The organism is uncultured Maritalea sp., assembly GCF_937139385.1.
GTDB lineage: Bacteria > Pseudomonadota > Alphaproteobacteria > Rhizobiales > Devosiaceae > Maritalea > Maritalea porphyrae_A.
Genome location: NZ_CAKZPW010000195.1, coordinates 1 through 9,095 on the forward strand (window position 1 = coordinate 1; position 9,095 = coordinate 9,095).

13 protein-coding genes and 1 pseudogene are annotated in these 9,095 nt (G+C 49.7%); 5 read left to right on the forward strand and 9 right to left on the reverse strand.

From position 1 onward, the window contains the following. Positions 1 to 166: 166 nt before the first annotated feature. The 3 genes from Q0231_RS16715 to rirA form a co-directional block, all read right to left on the reverse strand. On the reverse strand, positions 167 to 529 hold the full coding sequence (locus Q0231_RS16715) for a DUF6404 family protein (protein ID WP_367274481.1): 363 nt from the start codon (positions 527 to 529) through the stop codon (positions 167 to 169). A gap of 2 nt (positions 530 to 531) precedes the next feature. Beyond that, on the reverse strand, positions 532 to 879 hold the full coding sequence (locus Q0231_RS08340; RefSeq protein WP_299347086.1) for a DUF6404 family protein: 348 nt from the start codon (positions 877 to 879) through the stop codon (positions 532 to 534). A 77-nt stretch (positions 880 to 956) separates the two neighbouring features. Then, on the reverse strand, positions 957 to 1,430 hold the full coding sequence (gene rirA, locus Q0231_RS08345; RefSeq protein ID WP_269392224.1) for an iron-responsive transcriptional regulator RirA: 474 nt from the start codon (positions 1,428 to 1,430) through the stop codon (positions 957 to 959). Positions 1,431 to 1,547: 117 nt separating this feature from the next. Here rirA and Q0231_RS08350 point away from each other — a divergent pair, with 117 nt between their 5' ends. Continuing rightward, entirely contained in the window at positions 1,548 to 2,219 is a 672-nt protein-coding gene (locus Q0231_RS08350; protein ID WP_299347089.1) for an NnrU family protein, read from the forward strand. On the opposite strand, the gene Q0231_RS08355 is transcribed toward Q0231_RS08350, so the two are convergent. Together Q0231_RS08355 and Q0231_RS08360 are read right to left on the reverse strand one after the other, a co-directional pair. Then, a complete protein-coding gene (locus Q0231_RS08355; RefSeq protein WP_299347091.1) occupies positions 2,216 to 2,866 on the reverse strand; it encodes an NUDIX domain-containing protein in 651 nt (216 codons plus the stop codon). The two genes, Q0231_RS08350 and Q0231_RS08355, sit on opposite strands and share 4 nt — an antisense overlap. Positions 2,867 to 2,885: 19 nt before the next feature. Beyond that, complete coding sequence (locus tag Q0231_RS08360) at positions 2,886 to 4,202, reverse strand: lipopolysaccharide biosynthesis protein (protein WP_299347093.1); 1,317 nt, start codon at positions 4,200 to 4,202, stop codon at positions 2,886 to 2,888. Between the two features lie 633 nt (positions 4,203 to 4,835). Between Q0231_RS08360 and Q0231_RS08365 the strand changes: the two genes are divergently transcribed. Together Q0231_RS08365 and Q0231_RS08370 are read left to right on the forward strand one after the other, a co-directional pair. After that, positions 4,836 to 5,135 (forward strand): DUF2218 domain-containing protein, encoded by a 300-nt coding sequence (locus Q0231_RS08365; protein ID WP_269392219.1) that lies wholly within the window; start codon positions 4,836 to 4,838, stop codon positions 5,133 to 5,135. Between the two features lie 87 nt (positions 5,136 to 5,222). Next, positions 5,223 to 6,032 carry an isocitrate lyase/phosphoenolpyruvate mutase family protein gene (locus Q0231_RS08370; protein ID WP_299347096.1) on the forward strand — a complete coding sequence of 270 codons (810 nt, stop codon included), beginning with the start codon at positions 5,223 to 5,225 and terminating at the stop codon, positions 6,030 to 6,032. On the opposite strand, the gene Q0231_RS08375 is transcribed toward Q0231_RS08370, so the two are convergent. Next, complete coding sequence (locus Q0231_RS08375) at positions 6,029 to 6,325, reverse strand: AzlD family protein (protein WP_269392217.1); 297 nt, start codon at positions 6,323 to 6,325, stop codon at positions 6,029 to 6,031. The genes Q0231_RS08370 and Q0231_RS08375 overlap by 4 nt on opposite strands. Then, positions 6,325 to 7,035, reverse strand: a complete 711-nt coding sequence (locus Q0231_RS08380) for an AzlC family ABC transporter permease (protein ID WP_299347098.1) — start codon at positions 7,033 to 7,035, stop codon at positions 6,325 to 6,327. Before Q0231_RS08380 ends, Q0231_RS08375 begins: the two co-directional genes overlap by 1 nt. Before the next feature lie 108 nt (positions 7,036 to 7,143). Between Q0231_RS08380 and Q0231_RS08385 the strand changes: the two genes are divergently transcribed. After that, positions 7,144 to 7,698: an XRE family transcriptional regulator gene (locus Q0231_RS08385; RefSeq protein ID WP_299347100.1), complete on the forward strand. Its 555-nt coding sequence runs from the start codon at positions 7,144 to 7,146 to the stop codon at positions 7,696 to 7,698. Between the two features lie 6 nt (positions 7,699 to 7,704). Here Q0231_RS08385 and Q0231_RS08390 read toward each other — a convergent pair whose 3' ends face one another. Beyond that, positions 7,705 to 7,983 carry a YciI family protein gene (locus tag Q0231_RS08390; RefSeq protein ID WP_299347102.1) on the reverse strand — a complete coding sequence of 93 codons (279 nt, stop codon included), beginning with the start codon at positions 7,981 to 7,983 and terminating at the stop codon, positions 7,705 to 7,707. A gap of 68 nt (positions 7,984 to 8,051) precedes the next feature. Then, the gene (locus tag Q0231_RS08395; RefSeq protein WP_269392213.1) at positions 8,052 to 8,642 is read right to left on the reverse strand and encodes an ATP-dependent Clp protease proteolytic subunit; all 591 of its coding nucleotides are present in this window, start codon (positions 8,640 to 8,642) and stop codon (positions 8,052 to 8,054) included. A gap of 281 nt (positions 8,643 to 8,923) precedes the next feature. Here Q0231_RS08395 and Q0231_RS08400 point away from each other — a divergent pair. Then, positions 8,924 to 9,095 (forward strand): annotated as a pseudogene (locus Q0231_RS08400) (amidohydrolase); the annotation flags it as partial.

The following is a 9,095-nucleotide window of genomic DNA, read 5'->3' on the forward strand; positions in this document are numbered from 1 at the left end:
GATACGTGGCCGATGCAGGGCGCATAGTTGCTCCCTGTTCATCCTCAGGCTTGATCCGGGGAACCAAGCAGCGTTTGAGCAAAGTTAAACACTTGTTGTTTTGGATGCTCAGACCTAGATCCCCGCATTCGCGAGGATGACTGTTGTGGGAGGAATGGATGGCAGACTACAAATCCTCCCACCGTGAAAGGTTTTTGCGGTGCTTCTCCCAAGATATGAACCCCGCGAAGAGTAGAGCAAACGCGAGAGATTGTTTGGCCGCTGCCCAATAGATTTCGGGCGTCACCAATTCTGCGAACTCCCAACCAAATACGAGTTTCACAAGTATCACCGTTGGAACCATGTACGCAAAAGTTGCTATAAAGTTCGTCAAGAATGGGAGATAGAGCGGGTGTCTCATCTTAGTATATGCGGTAAAGCGCCAAATAGGTCTATCCCACTCAATTGGCTTTCCGTCGCGAAACATCCAGACGCCTTTTTCAAAGCATTCGGTGTTTGCGCGATCATACTTCTCCTCAAAACTGCTCATGCCTAAAGATCATCCCAGTGTGAGAGCTTCTTTCTTTTGGCAACAAAACGCGTCCAAGCGCTCATGATTGCCCCGAAGAGGAAACCAGCGAATATGCTGCTAGAAACTGCTAAAAGTGGAGTAAGATTCATGAAGCGCCACAAGGCGAACCACATGAAAATGCCCCACATCATTCCGAAACTGAAACCAAATATTGCGGCCAGTTTCAAAGGGGAGGCATAGTGAGGTGGCCGAGCTTTGAAACCAAGCGCATTCAAGGCGCGTGTCAACGGCGGATTGTAAGATGATTTCCAGATGCCCGAAGCCTCGAGCTCTTTGATTGCTTTTTGGTATTTTTCTTCAAAACACATAAACTAAAACTGCGCACTGCCAAAAATCACATAAAATATGCGGATAGATGAACTGAGTAAGGGGCGAGCGTCAAGCCCTACGCATCAGCTACTTTTTTCGGCGTGTCGCGCATGGCAATTTCGAGTTGCAAAAGCACATTGATGTTGCGGCGGTTGTCCGTCAGATCTTCGATTGTATATTCATCCAACACGTTCAAAAACGCCACCAAGGCGCGGTGTAGCGCGTGGTTGAGGCCGCAGGTGCCGGTGAGGGGGCAATTAATATCGTCGCCGCCTTCAAAACACTCAGCAAGGGCAAAATTGTCTTCAGTAGACCGCACCACTTCGCCCAATTTCATTTCTGAGGCAGGGCGGCTGAGTTTGATACCGCCATGGCGACCGCGCACCGTTTCAACAAATCCACCACGATTGAGGACTTGCAAGATTTTGAACAGAAACGTCTCTGAAATTTTGTAAAATTCAGCAATATCTGCAATGCGGCTTAAGCCCTCATTGCTTGCGCAATACATCAAAATACGAACCGCATAGTTGGATTGTTTTGTCAGGCGCATCGATGAATCCCTACTTCCATTCTCACCTTTATAACACATTATTAAAAAGGTGAAATGCCGCATTGCTTTTTGATTGCATTTGAACAAAGTCTTGGCGCGATTATTGAGGGGATGAATATGCTAAATTTTGCAGCGGCGCTGATCGCGTTTCTTGGGGCGCATGTGGTGCCGCGTGCCACTGGGTTGCGTGATTGGGGTATCAATCGCTTTGGACGTAGAGTCTACATGTCAGCCTATTCGCTCATGTCGCTTGGTTTGCTGGTTTGGCTTGTGGTTGCTGCGCTCAATGCGCCCTATATCGGCCTTTGGGTGACAACCCAAGCAAGCGCTGCTGTGGCAATTGCCATGATGTTTGTCGCCTGTATTCTGTTTGCAACCGGGGCAACCCGCGCCAACAGCCAATCCATATCATTTCGCGGCGGGGAAACCGACATTGAACAACCAGGGGTTCTTGCGTTGGTGCGTCACCCCATCATCTTAGGGTTTTTGTTTTGGGCAGCCGCTCATTTATTGGTCAACGGAGATGTGGTCGGCGTCATCTTGTTTGGCGGCATGTTGGTGTTTAGTGCTTTTGGCATGCGAATTGCCCAAAAACGGGCTGAAGCGCGACTGACCGCGCCGCAGGTCGCAGAATTTCGCGCTGTTGCCAATGGCCCAATCGCGCATCGCCTGGGGCGCGCTATGAGCCCCAAGTTTTTGCTAGAAGTATTGGCAGGTATTCTGTTTTTCTTTGTGCTTTTGTTCGGTCATGAACATTTCATTGGCGTTAGCCCGTTGGCCTATTTCTAGCCGAGCAAAAATGTGCGCACGTCGTCGCGCAATTTATGGGCAGAATGCGGCAGATCATTAGCTTTTAGAATGTGTTGCGCCGCTGACCAAAGCGCTGCCACATGCATGGCTTGCATATGCAGGTTTCCGGTTGAGATATCGCGTAAAACATCAACAAACTCGCGTTTTACCGTAAGACAAAACTCGCCCAATCTTTCGTCAAATGCTTGCGCGCCGGTGTCAGTCGCTTCAAATGCGACATAGGTATAAACCCAATTGTTTTGTAAAGCAGGGTTGGGCATGCTTTTGAGGGCCAAAACCGCATTGTTGGCGCTAAAGCCAGTTTCTTCACGCATCTCGCGAAGGGCCGCCGCGCGCGCCGCTTCTTCCGCTTGCAACCCGTCTTCCTTGTCAACAGCGCCACCAACTAGGCCCAGCACTGGCGCGCCAATGCCGTGACGATATTCGTCCACCAAGATCAGCTTGCAGGTTTCAGCTTCAAACGGCAGCACGTTCACCCAATCATTATAGGTCAAAACATGATAGTCAAAAATGTCGCCGTTTGCCGCGCGGCACTTGTCTGTGCGCACATCAATCCATTGATCTTTAACCCGGGTTTGACTGGATAAGACTTCCCATTTTTGAGGACGATTATTGTGATCAAGCATAGTAAACCTTCAAAATATCTTAGGCGCGGCTGGCAACAAGGCGCGTGAGCGCGGGCCAAATAGAAACGTCAGATCCCGTGATGCGCTTGGTTGTGTGCCAAACCATCATGGAGCCGCACAAATAGGAAAGGATTGCGGCAAAAGCAGCGCCAACAAGGCCCCACAGGGGAACCAAAATAAAGTTGGCCAAAAGCAATGTGCCCAACCCCACACCAACGGCAGGCAAACTTGCATAGGGTCGGTTACGTGCGGAAAGAATAAGCGGGCCAGGACCAAATGCTGAGCGCACAACAAGGCTTGTGCACAAGATCACAAGTGGCCAATAACCACCTGAGAAGTCTTTGCCAAATAGGCTGAGAACAAGCGGGCTCGCAATGGCGATGATCAGAGTAAGGACCAAAGCAAGACCCGTCGCCAGCAAATTGGCATCGCCAATTTTCTCGCCCAATCCGGCCATGTCGTTTTTGGTGACATCTTCAAGCATACCGGGCATCGTAACAGCGTAAACAGCGGTTATGCCGTAAGAAGCGAGCACGAAGATCCGTGTGCAGACGCCAAACACAGCGATTTGTTCCTTGCTGAGCAAATTGGCCAAAATCAGCAGGTCTGCGTCAAAAAAGAAATCGGTTGAAAGGGTAATGATGATCCAAGGTAACGCAAAATAGAGCCAGCGGCGCCAGTCAGGGGCAGGGGCATTTTCGTCCACTGGCAGTCGACATAGCTGACGTACAGTAATGATCGACTGCGCAAAAATCACAACACAATATGAGAGGGCTAGACCCCACAATAGAACGACAATGTTCTCTCCCGGTGCAGCAATTGCAAAGGCAAGAAAAAGAGACAAGACGACAAGGATTGGTCGAAAAATTGTGTCGGCAAAGAACCCAACAAATGGGCGCTTTAAACCAACCAAAATGCCGGCGTTGACGAAAAACACCGCTGAGCCAATGGCCATCAGGCTGATCGGGAACCACAAATCTGCAAGGTGTGCGCCGGTTTCACCAATAAGTGGGGCAATGAGCCCCGCCAAATAAGCTAGAGCAATGCCGGGGAACAGGATGAGACCGTAGGCGAGTTTTGTGAAAGCACGCAATCCACGCCCATCACCCTTTGCTGCATATTCTGCGGCGAAATAGGAACCAACTGTTTGCATGCCCAACGGCAACACAATGGCCAACAAATTGATGGTGGCAATTGCAATCAGGTATTCGCCGAGTTGCGCAGATCCCCAAAGGCGGGCGATGCCCGCTTGTGCCAAAAATATGGTGCCTGCGCCTGCAATGCGAACCGCAAATAAAATCGCGGACTTTGACGCAAGTTGTTGCCGAAGCTTCATCGGTGGTTCCTATAATGCGATAACGAAACACCGTCGTGTTTCCCCCCATATCGCTAGTTTGCTGAGCGGATCGGGTCAAACAAACTCTATACTTAACCGCATTAAATATTCGTAAGGTAGGCGACGTCACGGGTGAGTTTAAACTTGACTATAAATATCATGTTTATTAGAAGGGGCTATTCTTTAGATTGATTGCATAGGATTGTCCCATGGTCGAAACCAAGCGCACCCATGAATTAGGTCGAACTCATCCGCATATTTCAACCGTGCCCGTTACCGCATCAAAACTGGTTTGTTTTGTGACGTGGCGCGAAAGCGCCAAGATCAGAGTACCAAAGTTGCCTTCGCTACCCCACCATGAGCGGTCCGTTTTTTATAAAGATATCCCAAATGATCAATAGTTTAGAAACGTTCTAAACTATTGATTTTATTGTTGCTTGTTTGAAATTCTGCGGTTAAGAATTAATTGGATTATGAAAATCCACTTTAATGTGGACGTGCTTGATGCACGAACGATTTGCTGACGCTGCGACCTTTGGTCAGCAATGTGGAGCCGGAGATGAGGGGTTTTCCCCGCATCTTCGGCACTGCCACATAAGCGTCAATCTCAACTCATAAAGCGAGATATTCGACATGAAACGATCAACTGCAATATTTAAAACAGAAAAAGGCGAGCGCTATTTGGGCCAATTGGTCAAGCACTTCGCGCATAAGATCGACGCGGCATATGAAGGCGATAAGGGCTACATCAAATTCGAGTTTGGCACTGTCAACCTGAACGCCGACCATCAAGGTTTGAACATGCTAATCGATGCCCTAGATCAAGAAGCATTGGATCGCACCAAAAAAGTGACCGAAAACCACCTTGTGCGGTTTGCTTTTCGTGAAGAGCTAGAAAGCCTTGATTGGGAAGACTTTTCCTTCAACGCCTGATTGCCGACTGCGTCGAACTTGCACTCTGATATTATTTAAGTCAATAATACTGACCTAAACGTACATTCTAGTGCCGCGGAGAGCATCATGTCACAGCCATCAGATTTCAGAAAACTGCACCAATCCGGTGATCCCTTTATTCTTGCAAATGCTTGGGACATTGGTTCTGCGCGCATGATGGAAAGCCTGGGTGCGAAAGCGGTTGCTACATCTTCTGCCGCCTTGGCATTTGTGCAAGGTGTTGGAGATTTGGGCGAAATCTCTCGTGACGATGCACTTGCCCATGCCGATGAATTGAATAGAGCGGTCAACGTGCCACTGAACGGCGACTTTGAAAACGGTTTCGGTCCAACGCTTGATGATGTGGTAAAGACCATTCAAGCGTCTGGCACAATTGGCATTGCAGGCTGTGGGATCGAAGACATGGACCTACCAACAACTGAACCCTTTGCGTTTGAGCGGGCAGTGGAGCGGATTGAAGCCGCGGCTGAAGCGGCGCGGGCTTTGCCCTATGACTTTGTGCTGACCGCACGTGCGGACGGCGTGATGCACGCCAAATATGATCTGGATGAGGCCATCCGGCGTTTGCAAGCTTTCCAAAAAGCGGGTGCCGACGTGTTGTTTGCGCCTATGCCGGGCACAATAGTCGATGTTGCTCGGATTTGCCGTGAAGTTGAAGGTCCGATCAACGCCATTTGCGCTGGACCATTTACCCAAAACACCGTTGCTGAATTTGCAAATGCTGGGGTCGCCCGTATTAGTCTAGGGTCAAGCCTAGCGCGGATTACGCACCGTGCAATTTTTGACGCGGCGACTGCCATGTTTGGCGATGGCGATTTGTCGTTGCTCGGCAACTCGATTTCGGGCGATCAGATTGAAAAGCTAATCAAGCGCTAGCCAATTATTGTACGCAAGCCAACAAGTATGATCAGACTGGCAAACGTGCTGATGATGATAGAGAAACGCAAGGCGATCAACGCAGCAGCGCTGATGGCCAATCCTTCAGCGAGTCCATGGGTCAGAAATGATGGCGCGACCAGCGCCGTCAACACCGCCGTTGGTACGGCAGCAAGAGCTGCGCGAAGCCGATGGTGGATTTCGCCAAATTGCGAGATGATCAAATGTCCGCCGCATCTTGTCAGGTAAGTGACTGCAGCGCATGCAAGAATAATCCATACGGTGTTGGACATCATTCTGCCTCCGGTGGTTTGCTCATGGCAGCGCCAAGCAACATGCCCGCAATACCACCCGCTGCGATATGCCAAGGGTTGCCCAACGTGAAATAGGCGATCATTGAGACAGTTGCGCTGACACCCAAAATAGGCCAAAAAAACCGGCGCTGGCGAAAGCCCATAACAAGGCCCATGAAATAAAGCGGCAGAATAAAATCGATGCCGTAGACCGCAGGGTCTTCAATTAGGCCGCCGAACAGCGCGCCCATCCAGCTCACAAAAATCCAAGTGGAGTAAAGAGGTGCGGCGTACCCGAAATAGTAAGCTGGCGTCAGTTTGTCTTTTTCCGCCCGCGCTTCGCCTGTGGCAAACTGGGGATCGACCAGAAAGAAGAAACTGAGTGCTTTTTGCATAGGGCTAAAGCGCTCCAAATGCTGGCTCAACGACGCAGAATAAAGCACGTGACGGAAATTCACGGCGAACACGGCCAGAATGATCGACCAGACCGGCACTTGTTGTCCGAGCAAATCGAGCATAACAAACTGACTAGCCCCCGCGTAGATACTAGCGGAAGCAAACACGGCAGTTGGAATATCAAGGCCCGACTTTACAGCAACCGCACCAAACAAAGCGCCAAATGGAATAATGGCGATCAGAATTGGCAGTGCGTCTGTGAAGCCTTGCAGCCAATCTGACTTCCCAGCAGTTCCAACTTTTGATGCAGTCATGTGACCTCGCTAGTGTAAATCAACTTTACCTCGTCGAACATTGTTCGTTATAATGGACAAATTGCCTGTTCGTCAAACCGAACGTTGTTCATTCCTGTGGAGATTAGTGTGACCCCAAACGCGCTTATTGCGAAAGCTGTGTGTCGAGAGCGAGAAAAAGCGGGGCTGAGCCTGTCCGCACTCGCTAAAAAGGCGAATTTGTCAAAATCCACGCTGTCGCAGCTCGAGAGTGGACAGGGGAACCCGAATATCGAAACGCTTTGGTCAATTGCTTATGCGTTGGACGTGCCGTTTAGTTATCTGTTTGAAGTGGCGGCCCCAGATATAACGCTAATTCGAGTGGATGAGGGGGAGTTGATCGATAGCACAATGACAGATCTGACCGCAGCTCTGCTGGCCAGTTGTCCGCCAAACGCACACCGCGACTTATATCGTGTGCACCTGTCTAAAGGGGAGGCCCGCCAAGCGGTACCGCATCCCAAGGGCACTGTCGAGCATGTTATTGTTGTGGATGGGGAGCTCATTGTTGGGCCATCTGACAAACCAGAAACGCTTAAAGTGGGCGACTATTTCCGCTATCCCGCGGATGAGGCGCATATGTACCGAGCGAAAACCGACCGCGTGACATTCATTTTGGTTATGCAAAGCCGCGCCAGCGATTAAATGCTATTATTTATGCGTAATGGGTCGGCGCGCCACAAATTCTGTGATGGCCATTTTGGAGACGCCTTCCACAACAAATGGATCGGTGTTGCAAAAGGCTTCAAGTTCCGCGCGGGTTTCTGACTGTGCAATAATCACACCGCCCGTGCGCGGCACCTTTGGCCCCCAAGACACGAACAAGCCCAGATCACGTCCACGGACAATATAGTCCATGTGCCCATCCATGTGCGGCTCAATTTGCTCAAGTGGCACCAAATATTCCAGATCGACAACAAAGTTATTCATCTCATTTCCTCCGAAACAAAAAACGCGCCACAAGGGCGCGTTTCAAAATCAATAGATGCTGCTCAAAACTACTTCAGTTCGTCAGCGCTGGTGATGACTTTGCCCAGCAAGCCGTAAGCCAAAGCTTCGTCTGTGTTCAACCAGAAATCTCGTTTTGTGTCTTTTTCGATTTGCTCAGGTGTTTTGCCTGTGGCGAGTGCGAACAATTCTTCAAAACGTCGACGCATCAATTTGATTTGATCTGCCTGAATTTGAATATCCGACACTTGGCCACCAACACCGCCAGATGGCTGATGCATCAAGAAGCGTGTGTTGGGCAAACAAAGACGGTTTTGTTTTTGTGCACCAATGAAGATCAAAGCGCCCGCGCTCGCAACCCAGCCAGAGCCAATGGTGCGCACAGTTGGTTTGATAAACTTGATAATGTCATGCACCATGTCGCCACTTTCAACATGGCCACCTGGTGATGAAATATAGACGTTGATGGGATCATCATTGTCTTCGGCCAAAGCCAAGAGGCGCGCAGAGGCTTCGCGTGCAAGCTTGTCGTTAATTTCACCCGTAATCAGCACAGTACGGCTTTTAAAGAGCAGCTTTTCTACCGATGCGCTGTCTTGCTCGTCCTTAGCTTTGTCTTTTTCGTCAGCCATATTGTTCATCCTGTTATTCAGCTTATGGCCCCTTCAAAGGGCGTGAGGTGTGCGTGATTTGCTTCTTTGTAAATCAAACGCGATGCGATTTCTATCGGACAGTTTATGATTCGCCTAAACTTATCGTAAATCGCACTTCTTCCCATCTAGGCGTTGATGGGGCTGGCTTCAAGCCAACATTGCGTGATCACGCATAAGATGATGCCAATTTTGCAATTGCAATTAACAAATTGCCATGCTCGTATATGTAAAAATTGGTTGCACCAATTGCAATTTCCAAGGGGACAATTATGCCAGTTATCAATCGAATTTCTGAATTCCATGAAGAACTCACTCAAATCCGGCGCGATATTCACGCGCATCCTGAGTTGGGGTTTCAAGAGCACCGCACGTCCGCTCTGGTGGCTGAAAAGCTTAAAGAGTTTGGCCTTGATGAGGTGGTCACCGGCATTGGCCGAACTG

Coding starts and splice junctions, on each gene's coding strand:
- Q0231_RS08340 (WP_299347086.1), bottom strand. CDS start 879: ATGTGTTTTGAAGAAAAATACCAAAAAGCAATCAAAGAGCTCGAGGCT.
- Q0231_RS08365 (WP_269392219.1), top strand. CDS start 4,836: ATGAAACGATCAACTGCAATATTTAAAACAGAAAAAGGCGAGCGCTAT.
- Q0231_RS08375 (WP_269392217.1), bottom strand. CDS start 6,325: ATGTCCAACACCGTATGGATTATTCTTGCATGCGCTGCAGTCACTTAC.
- Q0231_RS08360 (WP_299347093.1), bottom strand. CDS start 4,202: ATGAAGCTTCGGCAACAACTTGCGTCAAAGTCCGCGATTTTATTTGCG.
- rirA (WP_269392224.1), bottom strand. CDS start 1,430: ATGCGCCTGACAAAACAATCCAACTATGCGGTTCGTATTTTGATGTAT.
- Q0231_RS16715 (WP_367274481.1), bottom strand. CDS start 529: ATGAGCAGTTTTGAGGAGAAGTATGATCGCGCAAACACCGAATGCTTT.
- Q0231_RS08355 (WP_299347091.1), bottom strand. CDS start 2,866: ATGCTTGATCACAATAATCGTCCTCAAAAATGGGAAGTCTTATCCAGT.
- Q0231_RS08350 (WP_299347089.1), top strand. CDS start 1,548: ATGCTAAATTTTGCAGCGGCGCTGATCGCGTTTCTTGGGGCGCATGTG.
- Q0231_RS08390 (WP_299347102.1), bottom strand. CDS start 7,983: ATGAATAACTTTGTTGTCGATCTGGAATATTTGGTGCCACTTGAGCAA.
- Q0231_RS08380 (WP_299347098.1), bottom strand. CDS start 7,035: ATGACTGCATCAAAAGTTGGAACTGCTGGGAAGTCAGATTGGCTGCAA.
- Q0231_RS08370 (WP_299347096.1), top strand. CDS start 5,223: ATGTCACAGCCATCAGATTTCAGAAAACTGCACCAATCCGGTGATCCC.
- Q0231_RS08395 (WP_269392213.1), bottom strand. CDS start 8,642: ATGAACAATATGGCTGACGAAAAAGACAAAGCTAAGGACGAGCAAGAC.